The 16,767-nt window shown below is 52.0% G+C and carries 11 protein-coding genes and 1 tRNA gene; 5 read left to right on the top strand and 7 right to left on the bottom strand.

Annotation, left to right across the window (positions count from 1 at the left end):
* The first annotated feature begins 150 nt into the window (after positions 1-150).
* Positions 151-237: transfer RNA gene (locus E6Q52_RS02480), tRNA-Leu, on the top strand.
* A gap of 198 nt (positions 238-435) precedes the next feature.
* On the opposite strand, the gene E6Q52_RS02475 is transcribed toward E6Q52_RS02480, so the two are convergent.
* Positions 436-1,572, bottom strand: a complete 1,137-nt coding sequence (locus E6Q52_RS02475) for a LuxR C-terminal-related transcriptional regulator (protein ID WP_292817993.1) — start codon at positions 1,570-1,572, stop codon at positions 436-438.
* 116 nt (positions 1,573-1,688) lie between these two features.
* Here E6Q52_RS02475 and E6Q52_RS02470 point away from each other — a divergent pair, with 116 nt between their 5' ends.
* Positions 1,689-2,465, top strand: a complete 777-nt coding sequence (locus E6Q52_RS02470) for a PEP-CTERM sorting domain-containing protein (protein ID WP_292817990.1) — start codon at positions 1,689-1,691, stop codon at positions 2,463-2,465.
* Positions 2,458-3,255, top strand: coding sequence for a PEP-CTERM sorting domain-containing protein (locus tag E6Q52_RS02465; RefSeq protein ID WP_292817989.1), 798 nt, complete (start codon positions 2,458-2,460; stop codon positions 3,253-3,255). Before E6Q52_RS02470 ends, E6Q52_RS02465 begins: the two co-directional genes overlap by 8 nt.
* A 162-nt stretch (positions 3,256-3,417) precedes the next feature.
* On the opposite strand, the gene E6Q52_RS02460 is transcribed toward E6Q52_RS02465, so the two are convergent.
* Complete coding sequence (locus E6Q52_RS02460) at positions 3,418-3,612, bottom strand: hypothetical protein (RefSeq protein WP_292817987.1); 195 nt, start codon at positions 3,610-3,612, stop codon at positions 3,418-3,420.
* Between the two features lie 335 nt (positions 3,613-3,947).
* Between E6Q52_RS02460 and E6Q52_RS02455 the strand changes: the two genes are divergently transcribed.
* Both E6Q52_RS02455 and E6Q52_RS02450 read left to right on the top strand, forming a co-directional pair.
* Entirely contained in the window at positions 3,948-4,196 is a 249-nt protein-coding gene (locus tag E6Q52_RS02455) for a helix-turn-helix transcriptional regulator (RefSeq protein WP_292817985.1), read from the top strand.
* A gap of 270 nt (positions 4,197-4,466) precedes the next feature.
* Complete coding sequence (locus tag E6Q52_RS02450; protein ID WP_292817983.1) at positions 4,467-11,942, top strand: tetratricopeptide repeat protein; 7,476 nt, start codon at positions 4,467-4,469, stop codon at positions 11,940-11,942.
* Between the two features lie 148 nt (positions 11,943-12,090).
* Here the strand turns inward: E6Q52_RS02450 and E6Q52_RS02445 are convergent, their stop codons facing one another.
* The 5 genes from E6Q52_RS02445 to aepY are packed head-to-tail and all read right to left on the bottom strand — an operon-like array spanning position 12,091 to position 16,757.
* The gene (locus tag E6Q52_RS02445) at positions 12,091-13,479 is read right to left on the bottom strand and encodes a CDP-glycerol glycerophosphotransferase family protein (protein WP_292817981.1); all 1,389 of its coding nucleotides are present in this window, start codon (positions 13,477-13,479) and stop codon (positions 12,091-12,093) included.
* 6 nt (positions 13,480-13,485) lie between these two features.
* Positions 13,486-14,184, bottom strand: coding sequence for a trans-aconitate 2-methyltransferase (locus tag E6Q52_RS02440; RefSeq protein ID WP_292817979.1), 699 nt, complete (start codon positions 14,182-14,184; stop codon positions 13,486-13,488).
* Positions 14,181-14,594: an adenylyltransferase/cytidyltransferase family protein gene (locus tag E6Q52_RS02435; protein WP_292817977.1), complete on the bottom strand. Its 414-nt coding sequence runs from the start codon at positions 14,592-14,594 to the stop codon at positions 14,181-14,183. Before E6Q52_RS02435 ends, E6Q52_RS02440 begins: the two co-directional genes overlap by 4 nt.
* A complete protein-coding gene (locus tag E6Q52_RS02430) occupies positions 14,591-15,586 on the bottom strand; it encodes an aminotransferase class V-fold PLP-dependent enzyme (RefSeq protein ID WP_292817975.1) in 996 nt (331 codons plus the stop codon). The genes E6Q52_RS02435 and E6Q52_RS02430 overlap by 4 nt, the downstream gene beginning before the upstream one ends.
* Entirely contained in the window at positions 15,579-16,757 is a 1,179-nt protein-coding gene (aepY, locus tag E6Q52_RS02425; protein WP_292817974.1) for a phosphonopyruvate decarboxylase, read from the bottom strand. Before aepY ends, E6Q52_RS02430 begins: the two co-directional genes overlap by 8 nt.
* Positions 16,758-16,767: the final 10 nt, after the last annotated feature.

The raw sequence follows: 16,767 nt of genomic DNA, 5'->3' as shown, positions 1-16,767 counted from the left end.
GGAATAGCTCAGTTGGTAGAGCGCAACCTTGCCAAGGTTGAGGTCGCGAGTTCGAGACTCGTTTCCCGCTCCAAATCTCTCTCAAGCACACCTACTGTAAACTACGCAAAGTAGAACAGGGTGTTAGAATACAAAGCTTGCAGACCTACCGCCCGGATGGTGAAACTGGTAGACACAAGGGACTTAAAATCCCTCGGCTTAACGGCTGTGCCGGTTCGATTCCGGCTCCGGGCACCAATTTAAAATTCAAATTATTTGTATAGCGTTCTGTAAATCCATTTAACTAATGGTTTGTACGCTTTTTGTGCCTCTATCTGTTCAAAGCAGTGTTTACTTTCAGTCTATTACGCTACAAGCACTCTGCATTGTGTGAAGCGCCTTATATACTGCCAACACATTACCCCTAATAACATATCCTGCCTGCACCAAGTGCTTTTATTGCGATAACTTGCGTATTAACTGGCTTGTTGAGCTGATATTAAAATGATCAAAAATGGATTTGATATATTCCGCGACGGTGTCGGTGGTGATTTCTAGCGTTCTGGCGATCTCTTTGCGAGCATAGCCTTCTGTGAGTAACCAGGCCACCATCAGCCGCATTGGGGTCAGGTGTTCATGTATGATTTTCTGCGCCAGGTAGCAAGGGTAGGGCTGAATTTGGCTCATGGTGACAGCCACATGTGTTTGATTAGCACTCGCTTCGTAGCACAAGACAAATTCCCCCCAATGATTGCTATAGTGTTCCTGATAGCTGCCGTGTAATCGCGCTTGGGCGATGCCATTGCGGCAATGGTTGAGTACTAACGTTGGCAAGCTGTCGTCATGATCCAGTTGCATGGGAATGGCCGGATCGCGTGAAAGCATCCATAAGATTTGATGCGCATGCAAATTACAAAATGCAATGTCTTGCTGGTCGGATAACATCAGTATGCCGGCGTCGTAGCTGCGCGTGGCTTGAACGGAGTGCGCGGCAGGCAAGGCGTGTGCGTAGACCATTAAGTCTGCAATCGCACGTAAAAATTGTATTTCTAGCGGATTAAAAGGCGGGTGCTGATCCGTGCGCATGAGTAAAAAAGCCCCATAGGGTTTGTGGCCGTCATGCACAACGACATCGATGATGTGTTGAATATGAATCGGCGCATAGACCAGTTGGTAATGCGCTGACTGATAAAAGTGCTCGTTTTGGTAACGTTGTAAATACCCGACACCTGGCCCTGCCAGCACATTTTCTTGAAAGCTGGGCCAGTTGCCTGCAGCCTCCTGCTGAAACTTCAAACACGAAAGCACCACCTCTGCCCTTAAAAAATGGGGCGTTTCAACATAGGCATCTACCATCTCGCCTGCCGTATTTGCCCAAAAATATCCCGCCAGATCGATAGGCACTAACTGACGCAACAGCTTGGGCAGGGTGCGCATCACGTAATGCGAATCGAGGCCGCTGGTGGCGAACATGCCGATTGCCGTGGCCAGGCTGCGAAACTCGACTGGTAGTCCTTTCACAATCTCACGTATGTGTGCCATTTGCTGCGGGGTATGGTGTGTGTGGATGCCAGCCGTTTGAGGAGGGGTCATCGTTTTTTTCATGGAATTTTATTGGTATTTATATGGTATCCCCATATTGCTGGGGTTGTTGTAGAAAATCAAGTGAATACAATCTGAATTTGTATTTATTAACAAGGGAGCTAGCGATGTCGACACGATTTAAACATAGCCTGAGGTGGCTAAAAACACTCAAATATAGCGGCTTGTCTTTGTTGTTGATTAGTGGTTCAACGTTTGCTGCCGATTTTGTGGCGGGTGATTTTTCGCTGTATGACTGGCAAAGGATCAACGTCGTTGAAGACGGCAGCAGTGCGATATTCACCTTGATTAGCATCGGTGGTCACCCTGATCAATATTGGTTGGTCGAATACACGCTCCCTGCTTCCAGTGCGCCGGTGAATACCCGGCTGCGCACCGCCATTATGAACACCGTGTTTAGCTACGATACGGCCAGTCAGGGACCGCTGCAGACCATTGATTTTCAGATGGACTTGCGTGGCTTCAGTGCCACTCTTGACGTCGCAGGCTACTATCGCCCAGTTATTTTGCAAGGCGGTCAGTTATATGTGGTGGATGACGCCAGCAGGCCAGTGACGGTGGGTGACTGGACAACAGAGTATTGGCACTTTGATGCCAGTACTCAATGGGTAACCCTAGATGGACAAGTATCCCCTGGCTTTGGCGCCGGGGCGGGCGTGCTTAACTTTGGCTATATGTTTGGCTTTAGTTCGATTTGCAGCAATGCCAGTGGTTGTTTGGCAGCCAGATCGTTTAGCGGCTTGGATAATTATCAAGTGACGCTGAATGCCGTCCCTGAGCCGCAAACCAATGCCCTGTGGCTCGCCGGACTCGGCCTGTTAACCGTATTTGCCAGCGCCTCAAGACCACGCATTCATACGACTAAAGGAACCCACCATGCTTAAATTATCCACTGTTACCTTATGCAGCACAGTTGCCGTCACGCTGCTATCTGCGGCGAATGCGCAGGCCGCGCCGCTGCCAGAGCCCGTGATCACGCAGGTGATTAATATTGTGAACCAGACCGCCAGTCATCAGGCTGGGACATTAACCAAGAGTACGTCGACTACCGATGGGCAAACCAGCGTGACCTTGGGCGATAAACCGACCGTGTTCGCCAGCATGACGGATACCAATGGCGGGAGTGGCGGCAGTGTCTATGCCAGGCTCCTATACAACGTGGAGTACGTAAACCCTGGTGTATTCACAAATTTTGATGTGACGGTCAATACCTCTAATCGTGCGAGCGTAGGCGGATATGGCGTGGGCGGTGTCAGCGATTTGGTGTCGACGGCCACTTCTTTTTTGAGTGTTTCCGGTAACGGGAAAAGCAATAACTTTAGCAACTGCATCACCTCTGGCGGCCATTGCGGCGATAGTTCACTGCAGTTGCCTCCTTTTACGTTCAGTATGCGCCAGAATACGGTCTACACCGTTGATATGTATGTCAGCGCACAAGCGTATGGTGGTGCCAACGTCAACATGGCAACCACCTCCTATGCCTGGATATCACTAGAAACACAGTTGCTCGCCATGGGCGCGCCTGCTGGCGGCTATTTTAAATTCAGCCCCGATATCTCGGCGGCCTTGATTCAAACGCCGGTGCCCGAGCCAGATGCCTACGCCTTAATGATGTTGGGCTTAGGCTTGATGGGCCTGGTCGCCAAACGTAGAGCGAGCCAGCACCCAGCGTAATTATGCGACTCTCAAGCCGGCTACGCGATTCTTAAACCCTCTGTAGGGGTGCATTATCAAGTAATATGAATCGCGTAGCCGATACTATGCACAGCATTTTGTTTTCGACAGAAACTGGTGGGGAATGACAATTTTATCTAATCAATTTTTCGTTAATCAATGTCACCACACCCAGAAACCACGGCTCCAGGCCTGGGCTTCAGCACTGCCCTCTGCATAAGGGTTGTCAGTGTGAGTCAAGCCTGCGGTCGATGCATGCAAGCCTTCGTCGTAGCATTTTTGTAACAAGGCATGGTCAGTCGCGACTGTTGCCTTGGTGCCAGCAAAAAAATACAAGTAGCTACTCAGTAATCCCATGGTATACCCCCAATGAAACATCATTTTTTTATAATTGATTGATTATTATCTAGATTGTTTTAATTTGCCAATAGTCCGGTGAGGTGGTTAATACAATCCAGCAAAGACTTTGCATATCCTTGCATTCTCGTACCGCTTTAGGCAAAAGATTCGCCTTCTGCGTCATTTCACTGATATTAAACACTATATAAAATTGTATAATGTTGTTTCATGTTCGTTAGCCAGAATCTTTCAACTCTGCTTGATGTCTATCATGGCTTGCAAGCCGGTGCGGCTTAAATAGCGTTGAGAAAAGTGTTATCGAACAGGCGTTACCATTGAAGTCAGGATGTAGTGTGATTTACGTAGAGTTAAAGACCGTTATTCTTAAAAAACAATTGGAGTGGGGCAGAACCATTACGATTACCGAGATTGCAGATGCTTGCGGCATTAGCCGCATGACTTTGCATCGTATGTTAAAAGATCAATCCTATAATGCGAGCACTGATCATTTAAATAAGCTATGTGTTTATTTACAATGTGATTTATATACTTTGGTGCGCTGGGAGCCGGATATTCCGCTGCCGCAAGAGTGCGTTGCCTAATAAAAAACCTCCGATAGTCTCGGAGGTTTTTTATTAGGGGCAGCTTTACGGCGGTTTTTTGTGATTCTTGAATAAGTTTTTTGATGAGACCGTAGCCGCAAAAAAGCTTGATTACTCTGCAACCCTAGGCCTGATGCGGGCTGGTAGCCAATGCATGTGTGGTGTGTTTTAAGTGAACAGCGAAGATAGCTGGTGTTTGCCGCTTTTTTTAAGCGATGCAAATGCCTGAGAGTTTTGAATAATAAGAGAAAATTTTTGGAATACTCTCTTATGAAACTTTCGTCAGGCCATGCGCAGTCCACTGCTGTGAACGCACAGGATTGCAGCGATTGGATGCAAGCGCTGACCCAAGCCTGGAAGCAGGGCGATTGGGCGCAATGCTTAACCCTGGCGCAAAAGATTACCCGTGAGTTTCCTGAAGAAGGCCTGGCCTGGAAGTTGTTAGGCAGCCTGTATCAACAACAAGGGGCATTGGCACCGGCTGCCGATGCCTTTTTGCAAGCGAGCAAGCGTTTAAAAAAAGATGCCGAGGTGTTGTATAACCTGGGCAATGTCTATGCGCAATTGCAAGACAGCCCGCAGGCGATTAAATATTATCGGCAAACGCTCAAACTCAACCCGGTGTTTAGCCAGGCCTATGCCAACTGGGCCAGTGTGCTTAAGCAAACGGGTCAGTTAAAAGAGGCAGAAAAGTTACTGCGCCGCGGCTTGAATATCCACCAGCAAGATGGCCGTGTCAATTTTGAACTGGCGACCTTGTTACATGAGGCCGAAAAACCGCTGGAGGCGATTCAGTATTATCGCGAAGCGGTGGCAATTGAGCCTGACAATGCCGTGATCTTTTTCAATATGGCGCTTGCGCTGGACCAACTGGGCAATACGACAGAAGCGATTGCCGCCTATCAGCAAACGATTGCGTTGCAAAAAGACTATGTGGAGGCCTATAGCTACCTCGGTGCCTTATACCTTAAGCATGGCGATGTAGAAGAAGCTGAGCAGTGGCTGCTGGCAGGTATGGCGTTAAACCCAACTGAGGTGTCTCTGCTCAAAAATCTGGCCAAACTTTACCGTGTGACCCACCGTACCCGCGAGTATCAGGCTTATATTGACCAGATCATGCAGGTGCAAGAGGTGAGTGCGGAGACACTGAATAACCTGGCTACCGAGATGTTGAACCAGCAGTTATACGGCGAGGCTGAAAATTATTGCCAGAAAGCACTGGCGCTGGATCCTGAGAACCCGTATGTGCAGGCTAATCTTGGCTTGATTGAGAATGCCAGAAACGCTTATGACAAAGCCTGTGTCTATTGCGAAAAAGCATTGACGCAACTGCCTGAGTCAGAAAGTATTTTGAGCAATTACGGCATCAGCTTGCGTATGTTAGGCCGCTATACCGAGGCGATAGCCTGCCTGGAAAAAGCCTTGCGCATCAAGCCTGAGTTCATGCCGGGCTATATCAACCTGGCTAATGTGTATTTGGACATGGGGCAGATTGACACGGCGATTGCGACCCTGAAACAAGCCTTGCAGATCGCGCCCACCCATATGATGGCGCTCAGAAACCTGTTATTTGCCAACAGTTATAGCAATAGCTTGCCGCTGCATGAGAGCCTAGATTACGCGCACAGACTGGGTGCTGCCATGATGCAGGAAGTGACGCCATATGACAGCTGGCATGTGCATGCACAAGAGCAGCGACTCCGTATTGGCCTGGTGTCTGCAGACTTGCGTAAACACCCGGTGGGCTATTTTCTGCATCAATGGTTGCAGGCGTTTGATGCCAGCCGCCTAGAAATTTATGGTTACTCTACTGACGGCCGCGAAGATGCGTTTTCACATGAGCTGAAAGACCTCTGCAACCAGTGGCGCTCATTGGCCGGGTTGACCGATGCACAAGCCGCTAAACAGATTCGTGAAGATGGGATTCACATCCTGCTCGATTTATCAGGCTTGTCCGGCGGTACACGTTTGCCTATTTTTGCCCATAAACCTGCGCCCGTGCAGGCAACCTGGTTGGGCTATTGGGGAACCACTGGCTTGCCGGTGATGGATTATGTGATCGCCGACCCCATCAGTATCGATGCGCAGGTCGCGATCCAATTCACCGAGCAAGTAGTGCACCTGCCTCATACGCGCATGTGCTTTACCGCGCCGCCGTTTGAGATTGCTGTCAATGACTTGCCTGCACTGACTAACGGCGCCATCAACTTTGGTTGTTTTCAAAACTACAGCAAGGTCAGCGATGACGTATTGTCTTGCTGGGGCGAGGTAATGCAAGCCTTGCCAACGGCCAAACTGTTCTGGCAAACCAAAGCCTTTAATGATGGCTTGGTACGCGCAGAAGCGCTCGCCAGATTGCAGCAATATGGCATTTCCCCTGAGCGTTGCACTTTGCATGGCATGGTGCCCAGAGATGAATACCTGCGTAACCATCACCAGATTGATGTGATTCTGGATACCTTCCCGTTTACTGGCGGCACCACAACCTGTGAAGCTTTGTGGATGGGCGTGCCTACACTGACGTTGCTGGGCGAAACATTAATCGCCCGCCAAGGCGCAAGCTTGATGCATTGCGCAGGCCTGCATGACTGGGTAGCCAACAGTCGTGAGGATTACGTGCGCAAAGCCATTGCCTTGACCAGTGATTTAGCTGCATTGGCAACCTTGCGCGCACAACTGCGCCAGCAAGTTTTAGCTTCGCCCTTGATGAATGCAGACCAGTTTGCCCAGGACTTTGAGCAATTATTGTTCAAGTTATGGCAACAGGCCCTGCCGCAGCTGACAGCACAACAATTACTGGCTGAGTCGCCAGTACAGGACGCTTTTAGCGGTGAGCAGCCCGTGTGGATCGTCAGCGCGACGCGCATGACAGAACAAGCTTTCTGGGGTGAATCTGCCCTTGGCCGCTCACTCCAGCGCCATATGCAGCAGGATAAGCGTTTGATGCCAGTGGTGGCTTATGAAAATACACGTGGTTTGTCGCAAGTGTTTAACGAAGCGATTTCCGCCGCGCCAGACCAGGCTTTGCTGGTACTCATCCACGATGATGTCTGGCTGGACGAAAACACCTTTGTCCACACTATACAGCGCGGCCTGGACCACTATGATGTGATTGGCATTGCGGGCAATGCAAGAGTGCAGGCAGGTCAGCCTGGTTGGTGCTTTGTCGATTTGCAATTCACCTGGGATGATGCCAAATATTTGCGCGGCGCGGTCAGCCATGGTCAGCATGCGTTTGGGCCAGCCTCCAGTTATGGCGACGTGTCTGGCGAATGCCAGCTCATGGATGGCGTATTTTTGGCCGCGCACAAGCAGACCTTATTACAAAGCGGTGTCCGTTTTGACCAGCAGTTTGAGTTTCATTTTTATGACTTGGATTTTTGTCGCACGGCGACACGTGCCGGGTTGAAACTAGGCGTGTGGCCAGTGCGTATGACACACCAGAGTGGCGGCGCGTTTGGCAGTGCCCGTTGGCGCGAAACCTATGTGAGTTACCACCAAAAATGGGAGGCAACGCCAGTCGCACAGACTACGTCTCCAGCGATGCAGGCCGCTATGGCCGAGGTCTTTGACCTGGCCTCAAGTGCGCAGCAGCAGGGTGACTTTGCCACGGCCACACAGCTTTACCAAGAAATTCTGGCAGTAGATGCTCATCACGCCCTCGCCACACATAATCTGGGCTTGATTTATTGGCACAACCAACAGCCAACAGAGGCCTTGCATTTGCTGGCACAGGCGTATGCGCTGGCCCCAAGTCAGTGGCAGTTATTAAGCAGCTATCTGTCGGCACTCAAACACAGCGATGCAACAGCTGAGCTGGAGCAAGTAGTGGCGCAAGCCGTTAACAGCGGCCAGCATACCCAGGCGTTACAAGCGCTGATGCAAGACTGGCAGTTGCCAGTGCAAACGACTAATGTACAGCCGTCAGATCAAGTCCAGCACGCATTGCTTGGCTTGTTCGAACAACAGCAATATGACGAGATGGAAGGTGAATTGCACACGCTATTGCAGCAATATCCGGCCTGGCTCAGTGGCTGGAAAATGCTGTCAGACGTGTTGATGATCCAGAAAAAAGATGCACGAACCGCGGCCAGCAATGCACTGGCGCTGAATAAGCACAGCGCTGAAGAGCATTGCTACTACGGGCTAGTGCTCAAGGCGCAAAATGATCTCAATGCGGCTGCAGACGCCTTTGCCCAGGCCATACACCTGAAACCAGACTACGCCGCGGCGTATAACAATCTGGGCAGTGTGCTCAAAGATTTGGGCGAGGTCGATGAAGCCATCAAGCAATTCAAACAGGCGCTGCGCTTGCAGCCGCAGTATGCCGATTGCTTTAGCAACTTGCTGTTTTGCATGACGCATGCCGCGCATGTGGATAACGAAGCCTTGTTACAAGCGCATACGGCTTATGCCGCACTCTATGAGGCACCGTTAAAAGCCGATTGGCGGCCGCATAGCAATACGCGTGAGGCACAGCGGCCACTACGCGTAGGGTTTGTCTCTGCCGATTTGCGTGCGCATTCAGTGGCGCATTTTCTGTTGCCTGTATTGCCTGGATTGGCGCAGGACAACACATTACAACTGTTTGCCTATGCCAATTACACCCTGGAAGACGAAGTCACGGCCGAGATGCGTCAGTATTTCAAACAATGGCGCGTGGTTTCAAATCTGTCTGATGATGCGCTGGCTGAGACTATCCGACAAGACCAGATCGATATTCTGATGGATTTGTCCGGCCATACTGCCGGCAACCGTTTGCTAACCTTCGCCAGAAAACCGGCACCGGTGCAGGCCAGTTGGTTGGGCTATTTGAATACCACAGGCCTGACGTCAATCGATTATTACCTGGCAGACAGTGCATTGTTGCCTGCCGGGCAGTTTGACCAGCAGTTTACCGAGCAACTGGTGCAGTTGCCTGTGAATGCGCCATTTGTGCCGCATCCGCAAGCGCCGGATGTGAATATTTTGCCTGCACTCAGCAATGGCTATATCACTTTTGGCTGCTTTAACCGCCCCAACAAAATTACCCAGGCCACGGTGCAGCAATGGACTGCCGTGATGCAAGCCTACGCTGGCAGTCGCATGGTGTTGGGCGGCATGGCAGAGGCGGGCGCTTGTGCGCATGTGCAGCAATGGTTTGCTGAGGCAGGCATCACGGCAGACCGTTTATCGTTTTATGCCCGCACCGGTATGCTGCGTTATTTGCAGCAATATCATCAGGTGGATATTTGCCTGGACACCTTTCCGTCTAACGGCGTGACCACGACCGCGCATGCTTTATGGATGGGCGTGCCTACGCTGTGTGTGGCAGGTGATCGCCTGGCTAGCCGTGGTGCCATGGCCTTGATGCAGCATCTGGGCTTGAATGACTATATTGCCGCAAGCCCAACGCACTATGTACAACAGGCCGCGCAGGTGTTGTCTGATCTGCAGGCATTGGCTGATTTACGCGCCACGATGCGCACCCTTTTTACGCAGTCTCCGCTGGCACAGCCTGCGCCATTGGCACAGTCCCTGTCACAGGCCATGCGCCAGATGTGGCAGCGCTGGTGCCAGGGGCAGGCTGCGAGCAGTTTTGCTATTCCCTCTTTAACGCTGAAAGAACCTTCTGTTGCGCTGGGCGCGACTGAACCCTCTGATAAAGGTATCCCCATGAATACAACACTAAACCCACAAGCTAGCGCACTGCAAGACTCGATTACTGAAGTGTTTCAGCAGGCACTGCAGATGCAGGAAAAAGGCGACTTGGCCCAGGCGATGCACTTTTATCAGGAAATTTTGCGCATTGATGACAAACATGCGCCGACTTATTACCAATTGGGCTTGCTGGCACAGCAAGCAGGCAAGGCAGAAGAGGTATTGCCATTGCTGGAGCAAGCGGTGATCCTGGCTCCAAAACAACCGGCCTATTGGCAAGCCTATATTGAGGTGTTGTCACTGACCGCGCCAAAAAATGAGGTGCTGGATGTCATCACATTTGCCCGCCAGAATGGCCTGGCTGCGGCCGATGCCGATGCACTGCAACAGCAGTACAGCCAGCCAGCAGCGGATGCTGTGCGTAAAGGTCCGTATATTTACCGTGCGGAAGACAATTTTTACCAGCGTGCGCAAAACGAAGCATTTGGCTACCAGGATGTAGGCAATGCCGAACAGCGCCTGTATGACATGATCCGCCAGTCTCGTGACAAGAGCGTGTTTTCAAGTGAGTTGGCGGCCAAAGCCACAGACTGGCCTAGCTACTATCACCTCACTTCACAGCGTGCCAATTTGCTGCGCCCGTTTGCTGACAAAATTGCTAACGGTAAAGTGCTCGAACTAGGGGCAGGTTGTGGTGCAATTACGCGTTTCCTCGGTGAGTTGGGGGGCGAAGTGGTCGCGCTGGAAGGCAGCCCAAACCGTGCACGCGTGATTGGCCAGCGTTGTGCAGACCTAAATAATGTGACCATTTATTCTGACCTCATCCAGGCGTTTGAAACTGACGAAAAGTTTGATGTGGTGACGCTGATTGGCGTGCTTGAATATGCGCAGGTCTATGTCAAAGAAGCTGATCCTTTGCGCTTTTTGCTGCAAACAGCCAAGTCTTTCCTTAAAGAAGATGGCATGCTGATTGTGGCGATTGAAAACCAGCTCGGCCTCAAGTATTTCTGCGGCGCGCCTGAAGACCACATGGGGCAGGCCATGTATGGCATTAATGATTCTTACAGCACAACCAGCCCGATCACGTTTGGCCGAGTAGAGCTGGATGCCTTGATTCGCAGCGCCGGTTTTGAAACGACAGAGCTTTACGTACCATTGCCTGATTACAAAACCCCAGTCAGCGTGATTTATCCTGAGGGCTTTAACCAGGCTCACCGTGCCGCAGGTTGGGATGTCGGTGCCTTAGCCGCTGGTTCAGTGGTGCATGACAGACAATCGCCACGTCACCCGACCTTCTCATTAGAAAATGCCTGGCAGGTGATTGCACGCAATAACCTGGTAGAAGATGTGGCTAACTCCTTTATGTTTGTCGCTTATCCGCAACGTCAGTCTGGAAAATTGCATCCGGACGTCTTGGCAGCACATTATGGCTGCCAGCGCCAGGCCGTGTTTAGCAAAGAAACCCAGTTTGTGCATGATGCACAAGGCCTGGCCACCCGTACGCGCAATACCGGCGAAACGGCGCAATTGCTGCAAGCCGATTGGGAGCATGCGCCTTACCATGGCGGTCAGTTGTGGATGGACAAACTGACCCAGTTGATGAACCGCCCAGGTTGGCGTGTAGAAGATTTAGCAGCGTGGGCTGCGCCATGGTTGCAAGGCCTGGAAGCGGCTGCGCTGACCGGCGGCAAAACCTTGCCGGAATTTGCAGGCTATTCGGCCTTGTTGCCTTCGCAGTATTTTGACGCCACCCCGACCAACTTTGTCATGGACAAAAACGGCCAAGGCCATTTCTTTGACCTGGAATGGGACTTTGCAATCCCGCTGCCAGTGGCGTTTGTTGCCTTGCGTGGTTTGTTCCTCACTTTGCATCGCGTGCGTAGTTGCGGTAAACCGCATGCCAGCACGCCAACCAACCTTGGCAGCTTGACGCTGGCGGTGCTGGAGGCCAATGGCTACCATTATCGTGATGATCAATTGCAGGCCTTGATTAGCGTGTTTAACCGTTTGCAGAACATGACACAGGGTTCACCAGAGCATGTGGTGAATGGCCTCACCGCTGAGTTTACGCGTGCCGAGTTGCCGGTACGTCAATTGTTTACATAAGCAGCAGCGGTGATTCAACAAGCATGCACAGTGATGTGCATGCTTTTTTGTTGCCTGTTGAAATCGCACAGTCAACAAAAAATCCGGCGACATTGCTGTGGCCGGATTGTGTAGCTGCTGTATGGCGATTTAAAACGATTGAATGGCCTTAAAACATGGTTTCCATGCAACGGCGGATATGCGGAATAGAACCAACCGGGTTAGGTGTGTATTGACTGAGTTTGGCCAGGGTCAGCAAGGCTTTGTCGGCTTTTTCTTGCAGGCAATACACCTCAGTCAGGTTGCTGAGGGGGATCGTGGCATTTTCTTGTGCCAGCAGCACGGCTTTTTCAAGCAACAGCTCAGCATCTTCAAATTGGCCCTGGCTGACCAACAAGGTGCCCAGGTCATTGTAGGGCTCCCAGCAGCAGCTTTCTTTTTTAATCAACTCCAGCATGACTTGCGTCGACAATTTCAAATCACCTTCGGCGGCCAGTTTTTCTGCATAGTGATACGTGTTGCGGTCAATCTCTACCTGGGATTTGATCGCTGGTGTCGGCAATTCTGTTGCGCCAGCGAGGGCAGCGAGAATGTTATCGGCAATCAAGGTTGCACTTTGGCCTAGGTTGGCAAACTGATGTTGTTTGTTTTCTGTGATCTGTTGTTGATAGACGGCGGCGTTTTGCAACACGTCTTCAACCGTGCGGCGCAAGTCGGCTTTCACGGTTTTAATTACATAGTCGTAGGGCACACTGGCCGGACGTGGTGGATTAGTGTCTGGAATCAACCAGTCGGTGACGGCAATGCCAGGCACATCCAGCAGCAAGGCTTCTGTCAGCACACTGGACTCATCCGAGACCATGACATCGGCCAGGCCTAAGCAATACATGATGCTGATTTCGCGATCGACGACATACACGTTGTCGGCGTAATTGCGATGCAGGGCGTCCATCTCGTCAATATTATTCAGCACCCAGCGATATTTGTCTGACCAGGGCGCTTGTTTTAACAGCAAGTTGACTGGTAAGTCTTTCAGGGCCTGTACAAACTCATCCTGCTTGCCATGGTTCTCCCAGGAGGGCGCATAGAGGATGGAGTGCTCATATTTCAGGCCCAGTTGTTCACGCAGTTTTTGCGCCTCCTGTTTAAAGGTGTCCTGGTTGCGGTAGACCAGGTCGGCTTTGGGCCAACCGAGGTCAAACATGCCTAATTTGGGCTGTGCCTGCTTAAAATTGGCTTGTGTCTGCCAGCGCTCAACCCAGGCTGGGCCAGGCACCACGCCGATATCAAACGCCGACCATGGTTCGTGATGCCAGAAGTGTGGCCAGATATCATGGCGCTGCGCCAGGTCATGTAGCAGGATGACGGAAAATCCGGCATTCGGTTTGCACGCGTGCTCACAATACACTCCGACCTCAGCATATTGCTTGGAGTTGGTGCTCCATTGAATCACATAGCCTCTGCTGGCGATCTCATCGGCCACCGGCGCTAAGGCCTGGCGCTCGCAGTTGTCGGTATAAAAGAAAGTAAACACGGGTTGGTGTGGGGTAGTCGTCATGATGGCTTATCCATGCAAGCGTTTAGTAAAAATAACACTGAAACGGTATTGGCTTTGTGCGTAATTTGGCACGCAGCTTTCAAATACCTGCTGTGGTTTGGTTGGCAATTGCTGGCTAAACCACTCAGGCGTGTAATAGGTGTGGTGCAAGCCACGGTATTTTTCTTCATATTCGGCAATGCTCAGCGCATCGCGGCGGGCGTGCTCGCAGGCGTCGCGCGTCGCGGCATGCGGAATATCGAGAATGGCGACGCCAACTCTGGCTTTTTGCCACATAGCCTGGAACACCTGGGCTGCCATGGCTTCATCAAAATAATGAAACACGCTGTTGGCGATCACAAAATCATATTGCGGCTCGGTGGCCATGGTTTGCGCAGATTGCGCCTGGAAGTCACCATCCGGCATGGCTTGCTGGGCGGCTTCTATGAGTCCGGCGGCATAATCGAGGCCACCCACCGTCAGGCTGTGTTGCTGGCGCAAGGCGTATAAAAACGCCCCAGCACCGCAACCGACTTCAAACACTGAGTCGCCAGACTTAAGTCCCAGTTTGTCACTGATACGGCGGGTATATTCCTGCCAGTCTGCCAGGTTGATTTTGCCTGCGCCGCTGTCAAAGCCATCGAGCGCAATCAAGGTATCCAGCGTGATGGCGTGTTGCGGTTGCAGCGTACGTTTTTCCCAAATCTGTTGCCAGAGGTTACTCATGTGTTTGCTTCCATTTTTTGACTGACGGCTTTGAGCACGCGGGCACGCAACAAGGTGCTGCTGATGCCTTCGGTGCGTGGCAAAATATATAGCTTGTCGGCTGCAATCGGATTACTGTTGTCGTGGCCATGCACCAGCAGGTCTATCTTGTGTTGTTGCAAAAAGGCTTCATCGAGCAGCCAGGGGCTAGGCACGACTTCGTCGACATCGCGCATGGCCAGTAACACCTCGGCACGGGCAGCATAATCCAGCTCGGGCTCGTAGCCTTTCTTGGCGCGGATTTCTTCGTCGGTGGTTAAGGCCACCACCACATGGCCTAGTTGTTTGGCGGCTTTTAACAGGCGCACGTGGCCGTGGTGGATCAGCGTGGCTGACATATCGACCATAATGCGTTTTGCTGGCTGCATCATGGCTGTAACTCCAGTAAATCGAGGATGGCGCCGCGTGCGGTACTACCCAGGTGTGCTTCGCCTAAATGGCACACCACGCTGCCACGGCTGATGCCGCGTGGCTGGTAAAGCACGGCGCGCGCATCCTGGCTGCTGACCTTGGCATCGACCCAGGTGCATAGCACTGGTTGATAATGCACAGGGTGGGTGGTGTAAGCGGCAATTTTCTTCAGCATCTGCGCCTTGTTGATAAACACGGCTTCGCGCAAATCGGTATGCTTGGGCAACACTTCATATAAAGAGGCGATGGCATGATAAGGGCCAGTCATGCGGCGTTCGAGATGTGTGGCCAGGTTAAGGTAAAACGAGTCGACCTCGTGTTTGGGTAACTGGTTAAACGCAATAAATGAGGCACCGGTGAGACCAAACAGGCCTTTGCAGGAGCTGTAGGCAATCACATCAGCCAGATTGTGATCGGCTTCGAGGCCGATAGAGGCGGTGGCATCCAGCATCAGCTGCGCGCCGACACGGTCTGCCAGGGCGCGTAAATCCTCTATGGGCAGTAATAAACCGGCGCTGGTTTCGGTGTAGCAGGCGACGACCCAGTCATATTTACCGCTGACATTGGTCAATTGCTGCCAGTCGCAGACGGTGACCAGTGACACTTCACCTGCCGTGCGTTGCGCCAGTTGCGCAAAGCTGGCTAATCGCTGGGCGTAATACCCACTGTCGATGACCAGTACCTTGCCGTGTAAAAAGTTCAGACTGGCGATTTCCAGCGCCAGGCTGGCTGAGCCTTGCAGGCGCGCAATCTGTGTGTGCCCTGTCATGGTTTTGAGCGCGCTTAATACCGCATCTTCTACCTGATTGTAATCTACATCACCACGGCCAAAACAAGGGCGCAATCCAAGCAGGTTTTCTTCGAGCAAGCTCGCAGGCCCGGCTGTGAACAGCACTTTGTGCTGGTTTTGTGTGGCCACATGGGCGTGTATGCTAGACGATGCTTCAGGCATATTCCACCTCGGTTAAAAACTGCATGAAATCTTGTTTGTTTTGGGCCGGGGTGCGCGTCGGGCGACCCAGGTCAGCCCGCGCCCCTTTACGGCATAGCACTTCAATAAAACTGCTTTTGCCACTGACCAGGGCTTGTTGCAAGGCAGTGTTTAATGATTCTGTGCCAGACACGCTGTAGACCTGCCCGTAGCCTGCGGCACTGGCAATCTCAGCCAGTGTCAATTGTGCAGCTACTGTGGGTTGACCACCCACGGAGTCATGCGCGCCATTGTTCAGCACAATGTGCAGCAAGTTCGCCTGCTGGGCACTGATGGTGAGGCTGCCCATATGCATGAGCAGGGCGCCATCGCCATCAATACACACCACTTGTCGCTCTGGTTGTGCCAGCGCAATGCCACAGGCAATTTGCGAGGCATGGCCCATGCCGCCAACGGTGAGAAAGTCACGGCCGTGTCCGGCCTGTTGCGCTTTGCGCAGTTCAAATAGTTCACGTGAGGCCATGCCGGTGGTCGCTACCACGGCAGCCTCTTCTGGCAAGGCAGACACAATTTGTTCAATCATCTGTTCACGGCTGTGCAGCACGGGTAATTTATCTGCCAGGGTTGAGGCGGGGGCCGTGCTTGTTTTCACCGATTTATACGGCGCAAAACTTTGCTTGCGCACCACCAATGCGACCGGACCTTGGCGAGTCATCGCTTGCTGCAATAAGGTGTTGATTTGCGCATGCGCCGTGGCTATGTCCTCGGCCATCACTTGATAAGGTAAGCCCAGCACATCAAGTTGTGACAAGGTAATCTGGCCCTGTTTTACGTGCTGCGGTTCATCATGGATTTGTTCACCTTGCGCATTGAGTTCACCGCGCCAGCCAACCACCAGCAACATCGGAATGCCATACACCTGTGGATCTGCCAGTGACACAATCGGGTTGATCACATTGCCCAGGCCGGAGTTTTGCATATAGACCAGCGCAGGCTGATGCGTGGCCAGGTAATGACCAATCGCCAGGCCAATTGCGCCGCCTTCGTTGGCAGCAATCACATGCTGACCTGTCGCCAGCGTGTCTGAAAAGCAGGCGCACAACTCTTTGAGCAGTGAGTCTGGCACACCGGCAAAAAACTGCACCTGCTCGGTTTGTAATGCGCTTAAAAATGCCTCGGCTGGTATCATCATGATGCTCCGC

Origin of the sequence: Methylophilus sp., assembly GCF_008015755.1 — a bacterium.
Lineage (GTDB): Bacteria > Pseudomonadota > Gammaproteobacteria > Burkholderiales > Methylophilaceae > Methylophilus.
The sequence above is the reverse complement of the archived record's forward strand: the minus strand, read 5'-3'. Positions and strand labels throughout refer to the sequence as shown.

What these genes read in the sequence shown, in the direction of transcription:
- E6Q52_RS02475 (WP_292817993.1), bottom strand. Translation starts at nt 1,572, where the DNA reads ATGACCCCTCCTCAAACGGCTGGCATCCACACACACCATACCCCGCAG.
- E6Q52_RS02470 (WP_292817990.1), top strand. Translation starts at nt 1,689, where the DNA reads ATGTCGACACGATTTAAACATAGCCTGAGGTGGCTAAAAACACTCAAA.
- E6Q52_RS02465 (WP_292817989.1), top strand. Translation starts at nt 2,458, where the DNA reads ATGCTTAAATTATCCACTGTTACCTTATGCAGCACAGTTGCCGTCACG.
- E6Q52_RS02460 (WP_292817987.1), bottom strand. Translation starts at nt 3,612, where the DNA reads ATGGGATTACTGAGTAGCTACTTGTATTTTTTTGCTGGCACCAAGGCA.
- E6Q52_RS02450 (WP_292817983.1), top strand. Translation starts at nt 4,467, where the DNA reads ATGAAACTTTCGTCAGGCCATGCGCAGTCCACTGCTGTGAACGCACAG.
- E6Q52_RS02445 (WP_292817981.1), bottom strand. Translation starts at nt 13,479, where the DNA reads ATGACGACTACCCCACACCAACCCGTGTTTACTTTCTTTTATACCGAC.
- E6Q52_RS02440 (WP_292817979.1), bottom strand. Translation starts at nt 14,184, where the DNA reads ATGAGTAACCTCTGGCAACAGATTTGGGAAAAACGTACGCTGCAACCG.
- E6Q52_RS02435 (WP_292817977.1), bottom strand. Translation starts at nt 14,594, where the DNA reads ATGATGCAGCCAGCAAAACGCATTATGGTCGATATGTCAGCCACGCTG.
- E6Q52_RS02430 (WP_292817975.1), bottom strand. Translation starts at nt 15,586, where the DNA reads ATGCCTGAAGCATCGTCTAGCATACACGCCCATGTGGCCACACAAAAC.
- aepY (WP_292817974.1), bottom strand. Translation starts at nt 16,757, where the DNA reads ATGATGATACCAGCCGAGGCATTTTTAAGCGCATTACAAACCGAGCAG.